The sequence below is a fragment of the Lysinibacillus sp. NPDC093692 genome (assembly GCF_050280125.1).
Lineage (GTDB): Bacteria > Bacillota > Bacilli > Bacillales_A > Planococcaceae > Lysinibacillus.
In genome coordinates this window covers 56,848-79,924 of the sequence record NZ_JBNNUW010000009.1, presented here as the reverse complement: position 1 = coordinate 79,924, position 23,077 = coordinate 56,848, and the positions used below count along the sequence as shown (strand labels likewise).

The window sequence follows — 23,077 nt, the reverse complement described above, 5'->3', positions numbered from 1 at the left end:
AAAAGTAATCGATCTATTTTTAAGTTTATTATTATTGGATAATTTAGTAAATTAAATATAGATAATGAAGTTGATTAAAAACATTAATTGAAGGGGATGAGATATTGGATTATAAATGGATACAGTCTTTTGTAGTTGCAGCTAAATCCTGTAATTTTCGAATGGCAGCAGAAGAACTACATTTATCGCAGCCAAGTATCACTGTTCATATTCATCAATTAGAACAATTTTTGAATGTAAAATTATTTAAACGTGAAAAAAACCGTGTGCAATTAACGGAGGCAGGGCACCTTTTTCTAGTAGAAGCTCAGCAAATTATTCATCAATGGGATAAAAGTATTGAACGTTTTCAGTTAGCGACAAAAGGAATTGAAGAAAAGCTAATTATTGCAATGACTCCCTTAATGGTGGAAACGATATTACCTCATGTAATCTATCAGTTTATCAATGAACACCCGTCCATTGAAATATCGATTCTAGTAGAGGATTCAGCAAAAATTGAGGATTTAATCAATCGTGATCAGGCGCATATTGGTATTTCTTTATTGCCAACTCGTTATCGGCATTGGAACCAAGAACTTCTTGTAGAAAGTCCTTTAGAATTGGTTATTCCACTAGATGCCTTTGATGATGAGACGGGAGCTTATATTGACTATGAGGAATTATTTCAAACGTACACTTTATTTACACACCATCATCCAACTATTTGGGAGGAATTATTACATAAGCTACAGGAAAAATATGTAGTTACCAAGCAAGTGTCCATATCTCAATCCTATGTGGTAAAGCGCTTAATAAAAGATGGGCTGGGTATGTCATTTTTACCAAGGATGATTGTTAGAAGAGAGCGGATGGAGGGTCGGTTTAATATCATTCCCTTTGATGAGATAGCTTTACCAAGTGTTCCTGTTTACCTTTTTTATAAGGAGTTGATCCGAGTTCCAGAAGAGTTATTATGTTTATTTCAGACGAGGGATTATTTGTGAGTATCGTCAACAATTTCGTAATTATTTGTCTAGGTCGTATCTTTATTAATGGTTCATATCAAAAGTAGGGAAATCATTTTGTATATGCTATGTAAAGTTGATTGGAGTGGAGGTTGGGCGACTCCTTGGAATTAGCCATAGAGGAGTGAAGGCGAAGGCTAAAACCATCACATCCTAGATGAATACTTTGAAGATTTATCGGAACAATTATAACTTTTATCGGAATAATTTCAGTTTTTAGCAACTAAGGGTGACTCAGCGAGTTGCCCCCAGGAAGCTTTGCTCTGCGCGAAAGCGAAGCGTTAGCAACAAAGCGCCCAGTCGGAACGGAAATCAACTACGATATGATGATAGCTATTAAAATTGTTTAATGCTGGATAACATAAAGTTTTATATAATAAGAACAGGAATAATTTAACAAAGGTGTGATTGTATTGAGAATTTTAATGGTTGAGGATCATGAAGATGTAAATGCAATGCTAACCGAATTGTTTGAGCAAGCAGATTATCAGGTAACCAGTGTGATGGATGGGGTAGAAGGTCACCGGGCATTTCTGCAAAATGAGTTTGATCTTGTGCTTCTTGACATCATGCTTCCCTATAAAAGCGGGGATGAATTACTAAAAGAAATTCGCGCTATTTCGGATGTACCTGTTGTTATGATTTCAGCTAAAGATTTAGTGTCAACAAAAATTGATTTGCTTCGTTTAGGAGCGGACGATTATATTACGAAACCTTTTGACCTTGGCGAGGTTCTTGCCCGTGTTGAATCTATTTTGCGTCGTGTTAAAAAACAGGCTACACCAATGAAGCAGCTCCAATATAAAAATATCTTATTGGATGATATCGCTAAGCGAGTTACAGTAAATGGTGTAGAGGTCTTGCTAACTGCAAAGGAATATTTATTGCTCGAATTGTTTATGACGAACCAAGAGAAAGTATTTACGAAAGCAAATTTATATGAATCCATTTGGCAAGAAGAATACTTAGGGGATGAACATATTATTAAAATTCATATTAGTAATCTTCGTCAAAAATTAAAGACAATAAATCCACAAGCGGATTATATCGAGACGCTTCGAGGGCTTGGGTACCGTTTGCGTCTATAAATTATCCGTAATCTATACGCCATCTTTACTTTATCTATACCTTTCATGAGTAATCTATGAATATGAAAGGGAGGTGCTAAATATGGGGGAAACCATATTAAAAACGAATCAATTAACTAAAATATATAAAAAGCAAACAGTACTTCACGACGTATCAATCGAATTAAAAGAAGGACGTATTTATGGGCTTATTGGTGAAAATGGTGCGGGAAAATCAACTTTAATGAAGATTATTTCTGGGATTAGTTTTCAAACAGAAGGTTCATTTGAGTTATTTGGAAGATCAGCTGACAAGGAGATCCAACAGCAACGAAAACGTATTGCCAGCATGATTGAACAACCAGCGATTAGCCCTGATATGACTGCAAAAGGTAACCTTAAATATCATCGATTAATGCGGGGGATTCCGAATGAGGAGCTCGAGGATGAGATACTGCAATTGGTTGGATTGACAAGTACAAACAAAAAGAAAGCGAAGCATTTTTCGCTAGGAATGAAACAACGTCTAGGTATAGCCATTGCGTTATTAACGAACCCAGAGCTATTGATTTTAGATGAGCCAGTAAATGGGTTAGATCCTATAGGTGTTGTTGAAATTCGTCAGCTTTTAACACGTCTTTGTGAAGAGCGACAGATGACGATTTTAATTTCGAGTCATAATTTACCGGAACTTTATCAAACAACTACTGATTATATCATTATTCATAAAGGGAAAATTATGAAACAAATGACTCAACAACAGCTCGACGAAGAATGTAGACATTATATTCGCATTGGTTGTACAGCTCCAGAAAAATGTGCACATGTATTAGAAACTATTCTTAAAACACAAAACTTTCAAGTCATGCCTAATAGAATGATTAAATTGTATGATTTCTTAGAAGATCTTGGGGATGTATCAACAGCATTATTTGAAAATGGAATAACACTTACGGAGTTTAGTCTACAAGGAGATACATTAGAGAACTACTTCCTTACGCTAATTGGAGGTGAGCGACATGTTTAATTTAGTACGTGCTTACCTCTATAAAACAACTAAATCTAAAATATTTTGGGTCTTACTGGCTCTTACAACATGTTCTGCAATCGCAATGTTTTGTATTGCCTATGGTATCGGCAATAACACAATAAATGAAAGCATCAGCAACGTTGGTTTTTTATTATCTGATATGAATATGATGTCCATAGTAGGCGCGGTACTTGCCACTACACTAATTTGTTCAGACTTTGACACAAAAAATATCCATCATCCTATTATAAGCGGCTTTGCAAGAATCCAAATTGTCATAAGTAAAGCGATTGTTTTCTGGATCTTACTTATTGTTCTTGTAAGTCCTTATATCATCGTGACTATCATTGGGCTATCAATGGACAGCACGTTTAGTATGGGCGGGAAAGCAGCAGGTTTTTTAAGCATTTTAACTTTGACTACTAGTGGTATCTTTGGTGAATACGTAACAATAGTGATCACAATGATGATGGTCTATCTTGCTCAGTTAACGATTTGTATTTTACTTGCGTTTGCCTTAAGAAAATCGGTGCTTGTAGTAGCTGCGTATTATATGATGTCCATGTTCTTTGGGCAGGTGGCAAGCTTCCAAAATTCATTTGAGATGATGAATAAAATATTATCCTTTACACCCTATTCAGTGGAGTATATTACGCTTAATTTAAGCATGAGTAAAGGGGATATAATTTCGGCCGTTTCCGTTTGTGCCATGTTTATAGTAGTAGTGTTGTATTTAACATACATGACATTTAGAAAAGCAGAAATCAGATAAGGGGATGTAGGAAATGTGGATTGTGGCAATTGTAGTCATTGTAGGATTACTGTTTTATATTTTTTATATACAAAGGCAACTACGATTGATAAATGTACAATTGTCACAACGTCTACATGAGCAATATACGCAGCCAATTAGTGTCGAACTTTTAAACAAAGAAGTAAATCAACTTGTGGTAAATATAAATCGTATATTAATAGAATCGCAAAAATCAAGGTCGTATATTAAACGGGAAGAAAAATACTATAAAGAAATGATTTCTAATATTTCTCATGATTTTCGTACCCCACTAACGGCAATCAAGGGCTATCAACAAATGCTTTTAAAAGAACCCTTAACAGAAAAGCAGCTCGCAAAGCTTGAAGTTGCACAAAAACATGTTGGAAGACTGGAGCAATTAGTAGAAACATTTTTTGAATATTCCTATTTGCATAGTAATGAAGATCAACCTAAAAAGAATCGTATCAATATATCAAATATTGTATTTGAAGAGATTGCCGGTGCCTATGCACAATTTGAAGAAAAAGGAATAGCCGTCAATTTGCCTAATTTTGAGCCACTCATTATAAACTCTGATGAAGAAATGCTTTTACGTATTGTGCAAAACTTAGTACGAAATAACATTATGCATGCGCAAGGTGATGTAACTATCAAGCTATGGTTAGAAGAAGAACATGCCTATATCTGTTTTCAAAATCCGATTGACGAAAATATTCAACTAAATCCTAACCAGCTTTTTGATCGATTTTATACAACAGACAGTTCCAGACGTAAAAGCACTGGTTTAGGGCTATCTATAGTCAGGCTGCTAGCAGAAAAATTAGGTGGAAGTGCAACGGCCAATATAGAAGATGGCATGATTGAGTTTTTAGTGTGCTTAAAAAAGAATAAGTAATATTAGTAGCCAAGAAGCTTAGTGCATTTTGGCTACTAATATTACTTAAAACGTCTATATCGAAAAGCTGGAAAAAACAATGACATAATCCTTATGGAAAACCATATCTATTTATGGTAATTATAGTATATGTTGTAGTGGTTATGATTACGGCAATCAATAATGATGGTCAAATTGAACAGATTGGGGCTTTTAAGACTTTAACCGCAAAAATAAACGATTTTAATTCTTGTTTAAGATATGTCTCTATATTTACAAAATGCAGAAAAGGCAAGGTTTATAGTATGAAAAGATAATAGGATAGGTACAAATAGCTTAGATTTCAAAGGAGGAAAAATTGTGAAGAAACTTGATTCTGAATTCAACTATCTAGAGGATATGTATGAAGATTCTTTCTTTCCATCATTTTTAGTCGATAAACTTAAATCTCATATTGTTAATGTAGTACATTTTATTGAGGAGAACAATTATACAATAGAAGAGATTCAAGAAAAATTAGACGAAATGACTATAGCGATCAATGAGCTACAAAATGAGTTTTATGAAAATGACAGTGAAATTGAAACGTTTGCACGAGATTCAATCGGATTAACAGTAGAAAAGATTTTACAATATTTTGAGATTGACATCGATATTGAAGAAGCTCTTAGAGAACGAGATTGGTGAAAAATTTTTATGTGATTTGAATTCCTTTTGTATCAACGGGTTTTAGAAAAGTATCGTTTGTTGACATCTGATAAGGCTCCATCTGGTCTGTTATTGTGCTGATGTTTACATAATGTTAGGGATAATTATTTATAAAGGTGGTAAAAAAATGAAGAGAATGCATGTTTTAGGTATGGTTGTTTTAACCGCATTATTGAGTGTAAGTGGGACGTTTTTGATTATGAAAAAGAACGATGAAAGCGAAAACTCTAAAAGTGCCGAGAGTGATTTAACTAGCGGTCAATCAATTTCAAAAGAACATGTTAAGGAAGAGTTTGTATCGACAGTGGATACGAATTTTGGTTGGGAAAATACTACGTATTCCAAAAAGATTGATGAATGGAAAAGTGGGGATGAACCCTTTATTGATAACCTAATGCAAGAAGTTATTCAAGAAATGTCACATCAAAAGATTATTGCAGATGAGAAAGAATCATCCATTATGATTACACCGAAAAGAATTGAACTTTTACTACAAATGGTAGAGGAAAATAAAGATGGATACGAACACAGTAATAAATATTTAGATATATTAAATCGTTGGAAACAAGGTGATTTTAAATCTGTTGATAAAGACCATAATGATATGTGGTTTATTCAAGGGACAAAAGAAGGTGGTATAGCCACTGGGATTTCTACAAAAGAACAAGAGAAAGATTATATATTCCAAGTCTTTAGTATTCCAATAGAAAAGCAGAGTTAATTTCTGCTTTTTTTGCGCTTGAAATTAGAGATAATTATTAATTGGTTTAGAAAAAAGATTTAAAAGAAACAAATAATATCTCACTACATTTCCTGCTGGAACGTAATTTAAGGTGAGTAGCAAAATTCTTTATCTAAGATACAAAGTAAATAGGGAAAGTGATAAAGTGTGAATAAAGAATGTAATAATCAAAAATTGGAAACCTGCATTCGCTATGGCTTAATCAATCATTTCAAATTTTTTGATTTACATAAAATCCTTAAAGAATATAAAGATGCCGGTGGTAAGCAAAATGATGCATATGTAGTGTTAGAAAGTTTAAGAGGAGACTTTAAGAAGGATTCTTCTGAAGATCTACTACTCGAATTATTAGATGTTGTAACCGGATTTTGTTCACCTCATCTATGGATATGGAAATGAAGTGTCTGAAAACCAATAGAAAACGAGATGCTCGTTCTTTCTCGGGATAGTTGTAGAAACATAGTAATTGAGTGTCTGGTGAGCCGGGTGTGTAACTTCAATAAAATACACTGTTTAGAAAGAGGTAGGTGTCATGACAAAGGTATTATTTAGGGAATCTATTTTTAGAGTTTCTAAACAGGGCGTTAGAAAAACACAACTTTGAAGGGCTTGAAAAAGAGATGTTCATAAGTGACATTACAATGTAAGCTTCCCCTTTTAAATCAAGCACTTTCGGAATGGTACAATGACCTACATAAATCTAAAGACATAATGTTTTATTGGACCAACGACTTCTATTTAATCGGTAAAAAAAATAGTCGTGATGACTATCGGAGTATTACGATGAAAACAGATTTATTTATAAAAGAGTGGCTTAAGCTTCTGCAGCAACTACGACAGATCTTGGGGGAAACCGGATACAATGTACCAATCTAGTAGATTTCTATTTGCTTGAAAATCTCGAAATATTTTATTCTTAATATATCTTTTAAAGTAGTAAGTAAAAGTTGTTGAAAGTTTAGGCGCTACAGTTTTGCCCCATTGGGTTCGGAAAAAGGGAAAAGATGAAGATAACAGATATTTTAAAGGCATTAGAGAACAGTGCCGAGATAAATAAGAAGAATTTATCATATTGCTGCGATACATAAAGGGGATGGAGGAACAATTACAACTAGTTTTCCAAATTTGCTGAACAAACAAGATTTTTGAGGAGGCCAGAAAAGCGATGATGTACATTGAGAAATGGTGGGGTAACTATATTGGAGGAACCGATGATACATTTACTTTAATCGACTATTTAGTTGACAGAGAATTTGAGTCGGATATTCCAACAGAAATAAACGTTAAAAATATTTTCCAAGACTTTCAACTGAATAATACTAGGGAAATAAAAGACTTACGCCAAACGAAAGACATTTACCGTATTATAGAAAAAGAATTTTTTCAAGATATAGGCTGCGTGATCAATTTGTTGATCGATATTACGGCTATTATTCTGGAATGTCAAAAAAACGGTAAGGTTCCTCTAACGGATTTAGGTGGCGGCATCATGGACAAAAATGCTGTTATTTCATTAAAAGTAGAAAAAGAAGAAATGGCTTTTTTGAGGGGAGTATTGGAAGATTTTATACATTACCCTTTAAGTTATGATTTGGCGGAGTTTTGCCCTGAAAATGATATGCGAGAAATTGCAAAGATATGCAAGGAGATTTTAGAAGAACTAAACATGTAAAATCTCAATTGAAATAGCGAAGAAAGAGAAATCAGAATTCTAATTCCGAGAGAGGTGTAACTATGAGTATTGGATTGAATGAGATATGGGATGGAAAAATCCCAGCAGATGAAATGAATTTAGCAGAATTATCCGATAAAATATGAGAGATCGGCGAACTGGATGCCATCCAAGAGAAGGTGTCGCCAGAGTTATTTCAACTTCACATCGCCATCAATACGATCGGTAACTGGCAGTGTGATGGCTGGGACGGTATCATCGCGTATCAGCCGCATCTTGTTCCGTATATTTCCGAGGTTTTAGCGAAATTTGGTTTACAGCATTTGCAGAATGCTTTTGACGAAGTTATTGCGATTTTCCCAGATTTCATTACGTTTGAGGATGACTCACTTTATTGTGACATGATCAACTTCCTGCATAATATGCGACTTAAGGTAAGTGACGAACGTTTGAATGCGTATACGCAAGAAGAGCGTCAAGCCATGGTGACAAAATATCAGGAAAAGCTCAATCAATTGGATGAAATGACGGGACCTCTATGGGGATATGGTAGCCCTAGGGACGGTTGGGCCGTGATCTTTGATTACATAAAAAAATAGAAACGTTATATAAACAGCCCTTCGAAAAATGAAAATAGGTTGATGGGAATGATTACGCGCGATGGCAATATTCCTAGTTGTTATAAGTGATAGGATTCAAGCAAAGGATGTAAAAATTATAGAGAAGTCTATTACGTGGTCTCAAAATCATCCGATGTAGTTGGAGCGTTTAATGGAACATCTGCATCGTAATTAAATTAATGGATGAGATAACTTAAAAGAGAGGGTCATATGGGTATATACAAGACACAATTTGGAAGAGAAATGTCACTAAAGCTTTATGATAATCAATTGAAAAAATTGGAATATTCATATAAGGATGTTTTCGTTCATACTCGTTTTGGAAGAACACATATCATTGAAATTGGCAATCTATCGGGTGAACCATTGTTAGTATTTCATGGAGGGAATAGTACGACTGCCTATAATTTATTAATGTACAGATTTCTGCTTAAGGATTTTCATATCTATGCGGTTGATATTATTGGCCACCCTGGAAAAAGTGATGAGGTTAATCTCTCTCCTCGTAATGATGATTATGGAAAGTGGGCAAATGATGTGATAACAGCGCTTGGATTTGACAAAATAGCTTGTTTTGGGGTTTCGTTTGGAGGCGGAGTTCTGGCAAAACTGATGTGTACCGCACCAGAGAAAATAAAAAAATCCGTATTAATTGTGCCATCAGGTATTAACAATGCCTTTCCAATCAGTACTCTAAAAATGATGATACCACTACTCAAATATAAACTAACAAAGAAAGAAAAATATATAAAAAAAACAGCTTTATTTAGGGCTATTAGAGAAGAAGTTCTTGATAAAGATACTTTGGATATGGTGAGAGATAGTTTTGATCATGTAAAAACAAAAGTAGGGATGCCATCCAATGTGAGTGAACAATTAATGCAACGGTGTAAAGCACCGACGCTTATTATGGCAGCAGAAAAAGATTGTTTATTTCCAGCGAAAAAAGTATTATCAAGAGCCAAAAGAATTATACCAAATAACACTGCTCATATGTTAAAAGGATGCGGACACATGCATATGATGCCAGATCTAGAAAAGAAAATGATCGTTGATTTTTTAAGTGTTTAGTAACTTTAAAGTCCGATCATTTCTTCCGAAACCTTCTAATTGTAGTATCGGCCATTCTTTTTTAAGACAGGCTGGCAAAGAGAAACCTTTAACGAATGGTTTAATAGGTGTGAAAAAAAGATGCCATCTAAATAAGAGAAGGCGTTAAAGAAAATGCTGATGAACTCTTTATTTAATTACAAAGTACGACAATAATTTGCTTTATTAATGCTGTTGCTCATCATGTAGTAGAGTGGTAGATTATCTTAAATGAAAGGAATGACGTTTTATATATGGGACATACATATGCGATTTTTAAAAAAGAAGGTATTTTTTGTCCTACTTACCTAGAGGGGATTATGCATACAGAATTCTTTGAAAAAGATCCTTTTGAAGCAAGAGACTCCGATGATGGGGAATGGAGGAGCTCAAGAAATATTGTGACAGAGTTGCCAGAGGAAATATGGTTTGTTTCAAAAGATATAAAATATGATTTTGATTTAAGATGTGAGGTTGGTGGATTTTTTGTATCGTTAGAATTTCTAAACCTATTGCAGAAATTTGGAATTAACAATTTTCAATACACTAAAGTATATATGGTGAACAAGCATAAAGAAAGTATATCTTCAAAGGAATACTTTTATGTGCGTTTTTTTGATAAGTTAGAAGATGTAATAGATATGGAGAAATCAAATATTGAATTTTATAGGCAAAATGGACGTTTTAAAAAATATGGGATTTACAATTGAAAGGTACAATTACTTTTCCTGACGTGTTTCTAATTAATAATATTAGACTATACAGTATGATGTTTTGTTCAGAAGAATTTAAAAAAGAGGCTGAAAAACTTAAATTGAAGGGAATTACCTTTGTCCCCTCAAATGAAGCTGATGTGTATAAGCCTTAGTATTATAGCGACTATTTTTCAGGAAAGTTCGAAAACTTTTGTTTGAGAGAGGAGGGGAGATCAAAAGATGGTATTTTCTTTTTTTAAGAAAAAGAAAGAGCCGCAGCAATTGAAAAATAGAGTAGAGTTTTGTATGACAAACTTATCACTAGGTGCGGCAGATGCCTATGATGTATTAGTTGAAAGATCTGATATTGAAATAGAAGAATCGGGCTGTACATCACATTGTGAAATCTGTGAGCAAGGGATCTTCGCCATTGTCAATGGAGAAATCGTTACTGCAGATGATGCAGAGACGTTAGTGAAGGCAATTGATCAAGAAATTATACAAAATCCTCTTTATTGAATGAAAACAGCTTGTTAACATAAATCAACAAGCTGTTTTTTACTTTATGATGAATAGCGGTTATCTCCCGTTATTTTTACCAACCACGTACGTATTGCACTGGAGGTGTAACAGCTTCTCCTATTTCCTTAGCAGCATGAAGTGGCCAATAGGGATCGCGAAGGAGAACGCGTGCTAGGAAAATTAAGTCAGCACGATTGTTTTGTAAAATTTCCTCTGCTTGAATGGCTGTTGTAATAAATCCGACCGCACCAGTTGGAATATCAGCTCCATGCTTAATCGCTTCTGCATGAGGCACTTGGTAGCCTGGAAAAACGTTTATATGTGCTTGCACGACACCACCAGTAGAAACATCCACTAAATCAACACTTTGTGATTTCATCCAACGACTGAAGACGATAAAGTCATCCATTGTTGTACCATCTTCAGCATAATCTTCTGCGGAAACACGCACAAGCAAAGGACCTTCCCAAACACTGCGAATAGCATCGATGACTTGACGTAATAATCGATAACGATTTTCTTGGGAACCACCGTATTGGTCATTACGTTTATTCGTTGCTGGTGATAAAAATTCACTAATTAAATAGCCATGTGCACCATGGATTTCGAGAACATCAAAGCCTGCTTTAGCTGCTCGGACAGCTGCATGTTTAAAAGCTTCTATTACATATTCAATGTCTTCTAATGTCATCTCAGTAGGCGTTTTATAAGCATCGCTAAATGCAATGGCTGACGGTGCGAATATTTCACCATCTACAGTTGCTTTACGTCCAGCGTGTGCGAGCTGGATGCCGGTTTTTGCTCCGTATGCCTTCATTCCTTGAACTAATTGACGTAAACCTTCGATATGAGCATCATCCCAAATTCCAAGATCGTTACTAGATATACGACCTTCTGGAACAACACCCGTAGCTTCGACGATAATTAAACCAACTTGACCAGCAGCCCGGGTTGCATAATGTACTTGATGGAATGGTGTGACAAGCCCATCCTCCTGCGCCGAGTACATACACATCGGTGCCATTACAACACGATTTTTTAATAAGATATTTTGTAATTGGTAAGGTTCGAGTAATTTAGACAAAATAAAGCCCCCCTAATCCCTAGTGATATACTTTTATTTTGCACCCATTATTTACTATTTGCAAGTAAACGAGATCGAGCTTCTGCTTCTTTAATACATGCTTCTATCGCTTCATTAAATTGATATTGTTCAAGAGCCTTAATTCCAGCTTCTGTTGTACCACCTGGACTTGTTACTTTACGGCGTAATACATCAGGTTCATCGACGGATTGCTTCAGCATTTCTGCAGTACCGGCAAGCGTTTGCGTCATTAATAGTCGTACTATATCCTTCGAGAGACCGACCTTTGTACCAACTCGTTCAAATGCCTCCATTAAATAATAAATATAAGCTGGGCCACTCCCTGAAAGTGCCGTTACAGCGTGTAATTGATCCTCTTCCACCTCAATAACTGAACCGACCGCCTCTAAAAGCTGTAAGAACATGGAGCGCTGTTCCGAAGTCACTTTGTCATTAAATGCAATTCCACTTGCAGACATCCCAATAGTAGCGGAAGTGTTAGGCATAACGCGAGCGACTGGGCGAGCCCCTAAATGTTCTATAATAGTTGCAATACCGATACCGGCTAAAATAGAAAGAACGGCTGACTGTTCTGTAATTTTAGGCTTTAGCTCACGCATCGCTGCAATGGCATCTTTAGGCTTCATCGCTAAAATAATTAAATCAGCTTGCTGGTAAATATCATGGTCAATATTGCAATTTACACCATATGTGTCGTGTAAAAAATGTAAGCGGTCTTTGTCTGAGCGATTGGTGACGTAAATTTCTTGCGCTGTAAATACTTTTTCTTTTATCCAGCCCTGAATCAATGCCTCTGCCATAGAGCCTGCACCTATAAATAGTATTTTTTTCATGATAAAACCTCCAGTTCAAATTCAATTTCGCCTTGGCGTAACTGCGTCAGGATTTTGAATTGTGCTAAGGCCTGCACGACGCAGGTCAGTTAGCCATTGTCGCAGGAAGCGACGGTTTTAGGCTAACATCCTTATATTCATTCCTTTGAAAATCCGTGACATCCGCCGGAGGCTTTGGGCCAACAAGATGTTGGTCACTCAGTCGTGTGTTGCTGCCGCTTCGCTTTAGCACAGATAAATTGCCACAGGACGTGGCGTTCTTAGACTGAGTTCCTCTATTTCAGCGGGTGTTTGGATATTTGTAGCTGTCGCTTCGCTTTCGCTACTAAAAAAATTGCTGAATGAAGATAAAAACAGCGCTCCCGTCCTTATAAAGAAGGACGAAAACGCTGTTGTTTCCGCGGTACCACCTTTGTTTGCCAATTGGCACAACTCATAGCCCTTTTATCGCAAGGGAGACGGTTATGTTTTCATAACTGCTCAGAAGTAGGTTCGGTAATGGGAGTGGGTGATGTTACTTTCAGCAAATGTAACACTCTCTAAGACACCTTCACCAATTACGTACTTGGCTTCATCAACGCATAAAAATAATTAGATTATTCAAAATTATATTGGTAAGACGTCAACCTGTCAACAGGAGGGTGACGAAAAGAAGAAAAACTTGTAAAATAGAATGAATCGGTGTTCACTAGTTGCATAAAGGGGGAAACAGCTTTTGTCTACATACAAAATAGAAATACCAACACCCTATGATGTAGGAGATGTAAATGCATTTGTTGTCAAAGGCGATGCATTGACAATTTTTGATGTTGGTCCAAAAACAATGGAAGCCTATGACGCGCTAAAATGGGGGATTCGCGCAGCGGGCTTTGACATGCGAGATATTGAACAGGTTGTGTTAACCCATCATCATCCAGATCATGCAGGTTGGGTGGATGCCTTTCCAAACGCAGAAATTTTAGGGCACGCCTATAACGATAAATGGCTTCGTCATGACGAGGATTTTTTACGTTACCATGTGCAGTTTTACAGTGAATGCTTATTTGAGCACGGTGTTCCTCAACAATATATCCAGCCGAGTGTACATGTCCGCCGTGAAATAGAGCTTGTAGGTGAACGACCATTAACACAAATTCTTAACGATGGGGATGAAGTGCCAGGACATCCTGGATTAAAGGCTATTGAAACTTTAGGACACGCACAAAGTCACTTAATCTTCTGGGATGAAAAAACGCACGATGTAATTGGTGGAGATTTATTGCTTGAAAAAATAACACCAAATCCGTTAATTGAGCCACCACTAGACCGTACATTAGGACGTACGAAATCGTTACTACAATATAATGAATCGCTAGAAATATTACGACGATTACCAGTTAAAACAATGTATACAGGACATGGCGCAGAGTTGCACAATATTCCTGATTTAATTGATAAACGATTAGAACGTCAGCATCAGCAAGCTTTGAAGGTTTGCGAATTATTTGGTGATGAATCATTAACTGCTGTACAAGTAACGAAGCGCTTTTACCCAGCAGTTTTTCAACGACAGCTTGGACTGACACTGTCTAAAACGCTCGGTTATTTAGATTACTTAGAGGCCAACAATTTGATTACATCTACAAAATCTGAAGAAGGTATTTATTTATTTCATAGAAAGTAGGTGTAAATATGAGCGTGAATAAAAAGACTATCTTCGTGACCGGTGCAACAAGTGGTGTTGGACTGAAAATAACAGAATTATTAGTAGCACAAGGCCATTCCGTTTATGCGACAGGCCGCAATACAGTGGCATTGAAAGCATTAGAACGCGTAGGGGCAAACTTGATCCAAGCAGATTTAACTGATTTAGCTACTATCGACGAAGTATGTGCACAGCTACCGCCTCTCGATGTAGCTATTTTATCTGCTGGGGTAGGTAAATTCGGTATTGCACCTGAATTAACAGATGAAGCTATTAGACAAATGGTAGAGCTAAATGTTAGTGTACCGATGTATTTAGCAAAACGTCTAGCAGCGCCTATGATACAACGTCAGCAAGGTCAGCTCATCTTCATCGGCTCGCAGGCAGGAAAGGTAGCGACACCTAAGGCAAGTGTTTATGCTGCTACTAAGCATGCGATTGTTGGCTTTACAAATGGGCTTCGCATGGAACTAGCTCCGTATAATGTGACAGTCACAGCGATACATCCAGGTCCAATCGATACACCTTTTTTAGACAAGGCGAGTGATGAAAGTGGTTATCGAGAGTCTTTAGGGAGGTTTTTATTAACAGCTGAAGAAGTGGCTCAAGCTACGATAAAAACAATCGGGCGCCCTGTGCGAGAGGTAAATTTACCGCGGATCATGGGGTTAACAAGTAAGCTATATGCAATGGCACCTGCAACCGTTGAATTTTTAGGTAAATCATTTTTTAATAAGAAGTAACGAAAAACTCAATTAAATAATATTAATCAAACTGTAAACATACTTTATGGCTCTACATGATAGAAAGAGCTTGTTTTTCGATAAAAGCCCAAAAAGTTTCGATAAAATGAGATTTTGTTTCGATAAAAGCTCAAATAGTTTCGATAAATCTTCAAAGTATTCCTATAAAACGAACGAAAGGAGCTTTAGCGATTCTGTTTTGCGGCTCGACATTAAGAAAAGGGTTGTCTCTTGCGCTGAGACAACTCTTTTTTGTATGTGGGCGTTAGGATATGCGAACCACTAGCTAAGTGCAATGGTGTCCAATCGCGCAAAAAACATTTGTTGCTCCGACCCCAAAGAAAGCGCACATCCGAAACGGAAATTAATACTATATACATTCATGTTGCGAGTAAAAAATCGTTTTTCCGAGTAAAAATATTCATCGTTTGTACAAGCACTTAAAGTATTGGAATGACACACTTTTTACAATAAACATAAAAGTCTATTAATTTATAAAAATACACTTGTTTTTATTTTTATAACATGATACTATTCGTGTATAAACTTTTAAGTGGATGTATAAACATACATATCTTATAGATTAAATGGAGGCACATTTCTTATGGCGAATAAAAAAGTAGTATTAGCATATTCAGGAGGTCTTGATACTTCTGTAGCAATTCCGTGGTTAAAAGAACAAGGTTGGGACGTTATCGCAGTTTGTCTTGACGTTGGTGAAGGTAAGGATCTTGAATTCGTAAAAAATAAAGCTCTTCAAGTAGGAGCAATTGAATCATATATGGTAGATGCGAAAGATGAATTCGCTGAAGAATATGCATTAATTTCATTACAAGCGCATACTTGGTACGAACAAAAATATCCATTAGTATCGGCACTTTCTCGTCCATTAATTTCAAAAAAATTAGTGGAAATTGCGAATCAAGTAGGTGCGGACGCAGTAGCTCATGGTTGCACAGGTAAAGGGAATGACCAAGTTCGTTTCGAAGTTTCCATCAAAGCGTTAAATCCAGATTTAGAAGTATTAGCTCCTGTACGTGAGTGGGGCTGGAGCCGTGATGAGGAAATCGAATATGCCATGAAACATAATGTACCGATTCCTGCAACATTAGATTCACCATTCTCTATCGACCAAAACTTATGGGGCCGTGCAAATGAAGCGGGTGTAATGGAAGATCCATGGGTATCTCCACCAGAAGAAGCATACGGTTTAACAGTTTCTGTTGAAAACGCTCCAGATGAAGCGGAATACGTAGAACTTGAATTCGTTGCTGGTAAGCCAGTAGCTTTAAACGGTAAGGAAATGAAGCTTGCTGATTTAATCCAAGAGCTAAATGCTGTAGCTGGAGCACACGGTGTTGGGCGTATCGATCACGTAGAAAACCGATTAGTTGGTATTAAATCTCGTGAAGTATATGAAATTCCAGGAGCAAAAGTGCTATTAACGGCACACAAAGAGCTTGAAGACTTAACACTTGTAAAAGAGTTAGCACACTTCAAACCAGTTATTGAGAAAAAATTATCTGAATTAATTTATGATGGTTTATGGTTCTCTCCATTACGTGTAGCACTGGAATCATTCCTAGCTGAATCACAAAAATTTGTGAACGGAACTGTGCGTGTGAAGCTATACAAAGGTCATGCAATTGTGGAAGGACGTAAATCTCCAAATTCACTTTATAGTGAAAAGCTAGCAACATATTCTAAAGAAGACCAATTCAACCATGCTTCAGCAGTAGGCTTCATCGAACTATGGGGTCTGCCAACAGTGGTCAACTCTTCTGTAAATAAATAAAAATTAATTTTGACAAGCAAGGTGTAGTATAGACTTGTGCTGTGCTGCACCTGTTCAAAAAGAAATGAAGGAAAAGGTGAGCTGTTATGACAAAACTTTGGGGCGGACGTTTCCAAAAATCAGCAGAAGCATGGGTGGACGAGTTCGGCGCATCGATTGGCTTTGACCAACAGCTTGTTCTAGAAGACCTTGAAGGCAGCGTTGCACATGTTACGATGCTTGGTGCAACAGGAATTTTATCAGCAGCTGACGTAGAGACAATTCTCGGTGGACTTGCACAATTACAAGAGAAAGCAATCGCAGGTGAGCTTGAATTTACAGTTGCTAATGAGGATATTCACTTAAACCTAGAAAAAATGCTCATTGATTTAATTGGTCCTGTAGGTGGTAAGCTTCACACAGGCCGTAGCCGAAATGACCAAGTAGCAACGGATATGCATATTTTCTTGAAAAAACGTGTGGAGGAAGCAATCGGTTTAATAGAGACATTCCAAAAGACATTGCTAGAAAAGGCAGAGGAGCATGTGGAAACAATTGCTCCAGGCTATACACATTTACAACGTGCACAACCAATCTCATTTGCGCATCACTTAATGGCCTATTTCTGGATGTTAGAGCGTGATAAACAACGTTTTACGGAGTCACTTAAACGTATTGATATTCTGCCATTAGGTGCAGGTGCCATGGCGGGTACAACTTTCCCAATTGATCGCTTAAAATCCGCTGAACTTTTAGGCTTTAGCGAGGTATATGCGAATTCTATGGATGCAGTAAGTGACCGTGATTTTATCGTTGAATTTTTAAGCAATTCATCATTATTAATGGCGCATTTATCTCGTTTTGCAGAGGAAATTATTTTGTGGTCGACAGATGAATTCAAATTTATCGAATTAGATGATGCCTTCTCAACAGGTTCTTCTATTATGCCACAAAAGAAAAATCCTGATATGGCGGAGTTAATTCGTGGGAAAACAGGGCGTGTTTACGGGAACTTAATGGGCTTATTAACAGTTCTTAAAGGAACACCGTTAACATACAACAAAGATATGCAGGAAGATAAAGAAGGTATGTTCGATACAGTCCATACAATTCTTGGTTCTCTAAAAATCTTTGAAGGTATGATTCGCACGATGACTGTCAATACAGAGCGTTTGCAGCAGGCAGTACACTCTGACTTCTCTAATGCTACTGAGCTTGCAGATTATTTAGCAACAAAAGGTATGCCTTTCCGTGAAGCACATGAAGTGACTGGAAAACTTGTATTCACATGTATTCAAAAGGGCATCTACTTATTAGATTTACCGCTTGAAGACATGAAAAAAGAAAGTGAACTTATCGAAGCGGATATTTACGATGTATTAGCACCTGAAGCTGCCGTTCGTCGTCGTCATTCATTAGGTGGTACAGGATTTGATCAAGTAATCATCCAAATCGAAAAGGCAAAAGCTTGTCTAATTTAACAATTATTTTAGCGTGCATGTCCTTGTGACTTTTGCATAGATATTCATTAAAGCTGTCCAGTGAGGCACTATGATAAACCATTCTCCTTTTTCGTTAGAGCCAGAGGGTGAAACGTAAAAGAGCCCCTTACATAGGTGAAGGACAATCCCCAATTCTGGAGACGCGGAATTGGGGTTTTTGTGTAATTAAATGATAATGGGAGGTGTTTTCAATGAATGAGCGTTTTACAAAGGGGTTCGAAACAATAAAGCATTATGTGACAACGGAAGAAGCAGTAAAAATGATTGAGGCGGATGCACTAGCCGACATCGCACCAGATTTACGAAAAATGATTATTGAATTTGCCTATGGGGATATTTATTCACGCCCTGGGCTAGATGCAAAAAAACGTGCACTTGTTGTCATTACATCAGTCGTAACTCAAGGTGCTGCCCCACAAACGAAAACACATATTAAACGAGGTTTACATGCAGGTTTGACTCAAACAGAAATTGTGGAAGCACTTTTACAATTAGTGCCCTACATAGGTTTTCCGCTTGTACAAAATGCATTAACTATAGTTCAACAGGTCTTTAAAGAAGAAGCTTAGATTTCTTGGCGTTTTATGCTATCTTAAGGCACTTTAATAAAAGCACGCATTACATGAATAAACTCCTGTGAAACGGTTCATATTAAGAGCGGAACCACTTATTAATCTAATATGATTAGGAGGATGTAGAATGAGTAGTCAAACACCCAAAGACCAGGAATCTCAGGAAAGTCCGCCACAACTGTATAGGGTGAGCTTCTAAAATCTTAAGGAAAAGGTGAGGCAGAGGATATTCTGTTTTGCTGTATCTTAAGAAGAAGCAATAACCGATACAAATAAAATCAATAGAAATAAGTGTTCTTGGATCCAGAATTTTTCTGGGTCCTTTTTTTATCTCGCATAATTGTCATAAAGCCAGAGTAATGAAGAAGAACCACAGATTAATTTTTACTTTATAGAAAAAATTGACTTTTTCGAAAAACTGTCTTACTCTAAGTATGACAGATTTCTGTTTGGTGATAAGCGATACAGATTGGAGGGGTAAGATGAATATTCATTTAGATCCAAGCAGTGAATTACAGCTCTATAAACAGTTAGCAAATCAGTTAATTGAGTTGATTGCTAAGGGAGAGCTTAAAAATGGTGATACATTACCTTCAGTTCGTTCAATGGCTGCAGATTTAGGGATTAATGTTAGTACGGTAAGTAAAAGCTATCATGAACTTGAAGAAAAAGGGTTAATTGAATTAAAGCCGAAAGCAAAGGCTCTCATTATCGGTGGTCAAAAGAAAGAGCTGGAAGAGACGGAAGTTGAAAAAGTAGAAAATGCTTTAAAGCCAATTATGGCAGAGGCATTTGCACGTGGCCTCGAAAAAGATCAGATGACAAATTTGTTTCATCGAATTTTAAAACAATGGAAGTAGGGGAAATTTTAGAAGATCAAACAGCTCCTTACTTCTTCCCTCTTTTTATTGTTTTTATAATTGTCTCTTTAGGTGGACTTATACTCTTCATTTGGAAATTAAGTAAAAGTAATGAGCGCTTTGATGATTTACATACAAACGAAACAGCTTCAGCCGATGATCGCTACTGGAAATGGGGTATTTTTTATTTTAATAAAAATGATCCTTCACTATTAGTACAAAAAAAATACGGTGTTGGTTGGACTGTGAATTTTGCAAATAAATGGAGCTTTATCATTATACTTGTCATATTTTTACCAATCTTGTTAGTCATTTTCAAATAGAGGGAGAGATTTTATGAAAAAACTAATCTTTTTATGTTGCGCACTCTTATTATTAGCAGCATGTGCTCAGAAGGAAGATAACGTAAAAGAGAAAGAGACGAAAGGGGACAATAAAATGAATGAACAGCTAGTAGGTAAATGGGAAGGTAATATTGAGATACCAAATGGAGCACTTCCGATTATTGTTGATTTGCAGAAAGATAGCGGGAAATTATCAGTACCAGCGCAAGGATTAACCAATCATCCATTTAAAAGCATTAAATATAATGGTGATCAAGTGAATGTTTCAATCAACTTAAATGGCTCGGCTGTTGAAATTAATGGAACATTAAAAGATGGGAAAATTGACGCAATATTCCAACAAAATGGTGGCAAATTCCCACTTATCTTAAAACCATTCAAAGAGCAACCCGTTACGTATGAAACGTTGAAGGTTCCCGTTCAAAATGGTGAGTTAACAGTGGCCCTTCAAAAGGCAAGCAACGAGCCATCTCCAGTTGCACTTATTATTGCAGGCTCTGGTCCAACTGATAAGAATGGAAATTCGACCGTGGCTGGTAAAAATGATAGCTTAAAAATGATTGCGGAAGGGTTGGCGAAAGATGGTATTGCAACTGTCCGCTATGATAAACGTGGACTTGGCGATAACAAGTCCCTTTTAACAAAAGAAGAGGATATCACTTTTGACCAATACGTAGATGACGCAGTTCAAGTAATTAATACCCTTTTAGCGGATAAAGCATATTCAAATGTTCATATTATTGGACATAGCGAAGGCTCACTGATCGGTTTGCTAGCAGCACAAAAAGCAAATGTAGAATCTTTTGTTTCCATAGCAGGTACTGGAAGACCAATAGATGAAGTTCTGTTAGAGCAATTAAAAGTTCAGTTAACACCAGCGCTTCTAAAAGAATCAACAAATGCTCTTGCATCGTTGAAAAAAGGTGAGCAAGTTAAGAACGTTTCACAAGAATTACAGTCTCTCTTCCGTCCTTCCATTCAACCGTATATGATTTCATGGTTAAAATATAACCCTGCAAGTGAATTAGCAAAAGTGAATAGCCGAGTATTAATTATCCAAGGAACAACCGACTTACAAGTAGGTGTAACTGATGCAGAAGCGTTAAAGAAAGCAAAATCAGATGCCGAGCTTGTATATATGGACGAAATGAATCATGTGTTAAAAAATGCTCCAGCAGATCGCGCGAAAAATTTTGCGACGTATTCAGACCCAATATTACCACTTCATAAAGAATTGTTGCCAGCCATCCAGCAATTTATTCTAAATGAAAAGTAGAGACTGATCATCATGTATGCCGTTGTTTGGTTGATCATAACTATTCTGATCCTAATCTTTGCAATTGTTTTATCACAAGGAAAAGGCGCATTTTTACTAGCAGGCTATAATATGATGTCTGACAGCGAGAAAGAGAAATATGCGGAAGCAAGGTAAGTCCGCGGGAGCAAGGTGAATACCCGCGGGAGCAAGGTGAATACCCGCGGAAACAAGGTGAATACCCGCGGAAGCAAGGTGAATACCCGCGGAAGCAAGGTAAATACCCGCGGAAGCAGGGTGAATACCCGCGGAAGTAGGATAAATACCCCAGAAGCAAGGTAAATTCCCACGGGAACAAGGTAATGCGCATATGAAACAAGTTAGTATACAACGAAAAGAAGTATGTTCAAATCATGAACACACTTCTTTTCGTTTTTAGGCATCCTTTCACCTTTTGTATTTGAGCAAGTTATCGCTATAGTTATTAAAACGTATACATAAGAGTGAAAGCTGATTAATGAGACTTAAAGCGGGGCATTCACCACCTCACATACATTAAATTTGAAACAATTACTACGATTTTATCGTACAATAACTATGCAAAGAGGGTGTACTTCCATTCATTCAAGGTGAATGAAATAGCATGATGAATCAAAACTAAATTGAAAAGAAGGTGCTTTTTTGTATAGTATTGGGAAATTTTCGAATCTGTGTAATGTTCCTGTAAAGACTATTCGTTACTATAGCGATATTGGATTACTCGAACCATCCTTTATAGATGAAGTGACCGGCTATCGTTATTATGATTACGATAAAATGAAAGAGCTGAATACTATTCAGGTTCTAAAAGATTGTCACTTTTCATTAAAAGAAATTGAACAGGTTATAAAAAGGGAAAATGATAAGCAAGATTTAGAGCTAAGATTACATAATAAAGTTCAGGAGTTAGAGCACCAACAAGAAATAATCGCTGAACAAATTCAAAATATTGTCCAAGTAAAAAATTCTATAAAGAACGCTGAGACATTTAATCCAAAGCCAACATTATCAAGTTGTTACATAGAAGAACGACCAGAAATACAGGTGCTTTTCATTCGGGGGAAAATCAATATTATTGAAATGGACAGGCTAGTACAAAAATTATTTGAACGAATTTATGCATATCAATTAGAGGTAGTTGGGGAGCTTACTGCAATTTTTCATCAACAGGATAGGAAGCAAAATGTAGCAGATGTTGAACTACTGTTGCCAGTAAAAGTAACTCAACCGGCAAATTATATTAAACTAATACCAGCAGGCAGATATGCTTGTATAAATGTAAAGGGACCGTATTCAGAGTTGAATTTTGGCTATAGTCGCTTGCAGGAATGGTTGACGGAGCAATCTCTTGAGACAGAAGGGGTGTTTATGGAGCAATACATAAAGGGGTTAATTCCATCTGAAGTAGTAAATCCAATTAATATTAGGCCAAATATTGAGATCCATCCAAACGATTTTTTGACAACAGTGTTTGTGAAAATAAGAAACTAGCTAAAGTCTCCAGTAAATGGAGACTTTATTCTGTAATTAGCAAGGTAACAACGTCTTGCTAGTAACATACAGAA

The 23,077-nt window shown here is 36.6% G+C and carries 27 protein-coding genes; 25 read left to right on the top strand and 2 right to left on the bottom strand.

The window, feature by feature from the left end; genetic code table 11:
• Positions 1 to 104 precede the first annotated feature (104 nt).
• From ACQKN4_RS11795 to ACQKN4_RS11725, 15 genes are all read left to right on the top strand, one after another.
• Positions 105 to 986, top strand: a complete 882-nt coding sequence (locus ACQKN4_RS11795; protein ID WP_427483750.1) for a LysR family transcriptional regulator — start codon at positions 105 to 107, stop codon at positions 984 to 986.
• A gap of 434 nt (positions 987 to 1,420) precedes the next feature.
• Positions 1,421 to 2,095 carry a response regulator transcription factor gene (locus ACQKN4_RS11790; protein ID WP_427483749.1) on the top strand — a complete coding sequence of 225 codons (675 nt, stop codon included), beginning with the start codon at positions 1,421 to 1,423 and terminating at the stop codon, positions 2,093 to 2,095.
• Positions 2,096 to 2,177: 82 nt separating this feature from the next.
• Entirely contained in the window at positions 2,178 to 3,101 is a 924-nt protein-coding gene (locus ACQKN4_RS11785; protein WP_079562010.1) for an ATP-binding cassette domain-containing protein, read from the top strand.
• Positions 3,094 to 3,876, top strand: a complete 783-nt coding sequence (locus tag ACQKN4_RS11780; protein ID WP_427483748.1) for an ABC transporter permease — start codon at positions 3,094 to 3,096, stop codon at positions 3,874 to 3,876. The genes ACQKN4_RS11785 and ACQKN4_RS11780 overlap by 8 nt, the downstream gene beginning before the upstream one ends.
• A 13-nt stretch (positions 3,877 to 3,889) precedes the next feature.
• On the top strand, positions 3,890 to 4,774 hold the full coding sequence (locus ACQKN4_RS11775) for a sensor histidine kinase (RefSeq protein ID WP_427483747.1): 885 nt from the start codon (positions 3,890 to 3,892) through the stop codon (positions 4,772 to 4,774).
• A gap of 339 nt (positions 4,775 to 5,113) precedes the next feature.
• On the top strand, positions 5,114 to 5,440 hold the full coding sequence (locus ACQKN4_RS11770; protein ID WP_276207760.1) for a DUF5713 family protein: 327 nt from the start codon (positions 5,114 to 5,116) through the stop codon (positions 5,438 to 5,440).
• 148 nt (positions 5,441 to 5,588) lie between these two features.
• Complete coding sequence (locus ACQKN4_RS11765; RefSeq protein WP_079562013.1) at positions 5,589 to 6,182, top strand: DUF6241 domain-containing protein; 594 nt, start codon at positions 5,589 to 5,591, stop codon at positions 6,180 to 6,182.
• Positions 6,183 to 6,350: 168 nt separating this feature from the next.
• Positions 6,351 to 6,602: a hypothetical protein gene (locus ACQKN4_RS11760; RefSeq protein ID WP_079562014.1), complete on the top strand. Its 252-nt coding sequence runs from the start codon at positions 6,351 to 6,353 to the stop codon at positions 6,600 to 6,602.
• Positions 6,603 to 6,833: 231 nt separating this feature from the next.
• A complete protein-coding gene (locus ACQKN4_RS11755; protein ID WP_079562015.1) occupies positions 6,834 to 7,079 on the top strand; it encodes a hypothetical protein in 246 nt (81 codons plus the stop codon).
• 289 nt (positions 7,080 to 7,368) lie between these two features.
• A complete protein-coding gene (locus tag ACQKN4_RS11750) occupies positions 7,369 to 7,875 on the top strand; it encodes an imm68 putative immunity domain-containing protein (RefSeq protein WP_079562016.1) in 507 nt (168 codons plus the stop codon).
• A gap of 179 nt (positions 7,876 to 8,054) precedes the next feature.
• On the top strand, positions 8,055 to 8,474 hold the full coding sequence (locus ACQKN4_RS11745) for a hypothetical protein (RefSeq protein WP_427483746.1): 420 nt from the start codon (positions 8,055 to 8,057) through the stop codon (positions 8,472 to 8,474).
• 231 nt (positions 8,475 to 8,705) lie between these two features.
• Positions 8,706 to 9,566 (top strand): alpha/beta fold hydrolase, encoded by an 861-nt coding sequence (locus ACQKN4_RS11740; protein ID WP_427483745.1) that lies wholly within the window; start codon positions 8,706 to 8,708, stop codon positions 9,564 to 9,566.
• A gap of 272 nt (positions 9,567 to 9,838) precedes the next feature.
• A complete protein-coding gene (locus tag ACQKN4_RS11735) occupies positions 9,839 to 10,294 on the top strand; it encodes an Imm43 family immunity protein (RefSeq protein WP_427483744.1) in 456 nt (151 codons plus the stop codon).
• Positions 10,295 to 10,317: 23 nt separating this feature from the next.
• A complete protein-coding gene (locus tag ACQKN4_RS11730) occupies positions 10,318 to 10,452 on the top strand; it encodes a hypothetical protein (RefSeq protein WP_427483828.1) in 135 nt (44 codons plus the stop codon).
• A gap of 67 nt (positions 10,453 to 10,519) precedes the next feature.
• Complete coding sequence (locus ACQKN4_RS11725; RefSeq protein WP_427483743.1) at positions 10,520 to 10,798, top strand: DUF1450 domain-containing protein; 279 nt, start codon at positions 10,520 to 10,522, stop codon at positions 10,796 to 10,798.
• A 76-nt stretch (positions 10,799 to 10,874) separates the two neighbouring features.
• Here ACQKN4_RS11725 and namA read toward each other — a convergent pair whose 3' ends face one another.
• Both namA and proC read right to left on the bottom strand, forming a co-directional pair.
• Positions 10,875 to 11,885, bottom strand: a complete 1,011-nt coding sequence (namA, locus tag ACQKN4_RS11720; RefSeq protein WP_427483742.1) for an NADPH dehydrogenase NamA — start codon at positions 11,883 to 11,885, stop codon at positions 10,875 to 10,877.
• Between the two features lie 47 nt (positions 11,886 to 11,932).
• Positions 11,933 to 12,739 (bottom strand): pyrroline-5-carboxylate reductase, encoded by an 807-nt coding sequence (gene proC, locus ACQKN4_RS11715; RefSeq protein ID WP_079562022.1) that lies wholly within the window; start codon positions 12,737 to 12,739, stop codon positions 11,933 to 11,935.
• A 715-nt stretch (positions 12,740 to 13,454) separates the two neighbouring features.
• Between proC and ACQKN4_RS11710 the strand changes: the two genes are divergently transcribed.
• The 10 genes from ACQKN4_RS11710 (at position 13,455) to ACQKN4_RS11665 (ending at position 23,003) form a co-directional block, all read left to right on the top strand.
• The gene (locus tag ACQKN4_RS11710) at positions 13,455 to 14,402 is read left to right on the top strand and encodes an MBL fold metallo-hydrolase (protein ID WP_427483741.1); all 948 of its coding nucleotides are present in this window, start codon (positions 13,455 to 13,457) and stop codon (positions 14,400 to 14,402) included.
• A gap of 8 nt (positions 14,403 to 14,410) precedes the next feature.
• Entirely contained in the window at positions 14,411 to 15,166 is a 756-nt protein-coding gene (locus ACQKN4_RS11705) for an SDR family NAD(P)-dependent oxidoreductase (RefSeq protein ID WP_427483740.1), read from the top strand.
• 604 nt (positions 15,167 to 15,770) lie between these two features.
• Positions 15,771 to 16,961, top strand: a complete 1,191-nt coding sequence (locus ACQKN4_RS11700) for an argininosuccinate synthase (protein ID WP_079562025.1) — start codon at positions 15,771 to 15,773, stop codon at positions 16,959 to 16,961.
• A gap of 86 nt (positions 16,962 to 17,047) precedes the next feature.
• Positions 17,048 to 18,421, top strand: a complete 1,374-nt coding sequence (argH, locus tag ACQKN4_RS11695; RefSeq protein ID WP_427483739.1) for an argininosuccinate lyase — start codon at positions 17,048 to 17,050, stop codon at positions 18,419 to 18,421.
• Between the two features lie 212 nt (positions 18,422 to 18,633).
• Positions 18,634 to 19,011 (top strand): carboxymuconolactone decarboxylase family protein, encoded by a 378-nt coding sequence (locus ACQKN4_RS11690; protein ID WP_427483738.1) that lies wholly within the window; start codon positions 18,634 to 18,636, stop codon positions 19,009 to 19,011.
• A 485-nt stretch (positions 19,012 to 19,496) separates the two neighbouring features.
• Positions 19,497 to 19,874 carry a GntR family transcriptional regulator gene (locus tag ACQKN4_RS11685; protein WP_079562028.1) on the top strand — a complete coding sequence of 126 codons (378 nt, stop codon included), beginning with the start codon at positions 19,497 to 19,499 and terminating at the stop codon, positions 19,872 to 19,874.
• Positions 19,865 to 20,197: a DUF5808 domain-containing protein gene (locus tag ACQKN4_RS11680; RefSeq protein WP_427483737.1), complete on the top strand. Its 333-nt coding sequence runs from the start codon at positions 19,865 to 19,867 to the stop codon at positions 20,195 to 20,197. The genes ACQKN4_RS11685 and ACQKN4_RS11680 overlap by 10 nt, the downstream gene beginning before the upstream one ends.
• A 13-nt stretch (positions 20,198 to 20,210) precedes the next feature.
• Positions 20,211 to 21,494: an alpha/beta hydrolase gene (locus tag ACQKN4_RS11675; RefSeq protein ID WP_427483736.1), complete on the top strand. Its 1,284-nt coding sequence runs from the start codon at positions 20,211 to 20,213 to the stop codon at positions 21,492 to 21,494.
• A gap of 30 nt (positions 21,495 to 21,524) precedes the next feature.
• Entirely contained in the window at positions 21,525 to 21,650 is a 126-nt protein-coding gene (locus ACQKN4_RS11670; RefSeq protein WP_427483735.1) for a DUF3784 domain-containing protein, read from the top strand.
• A 504-nt stretch (positions 21,651 to 22,154) separates the two neighbouring features.
• Positions 22,155 to 23,003 carry a MerR family transcriptional regulator gene (locus ACQKN4_RS11665; RefSeq protein ID WP_079562046.1) on the top strand — a complete coding sequence of 283 codons (849 nt, stop codon included), beginning with the start codon at positions 22,155 to 22,157 and terminating at the stop codon, positions 23,001 to 23,003.
• The last annotated feature ends 74 nt before the right edge of the window (positions 23,004 to 23,077 follow it).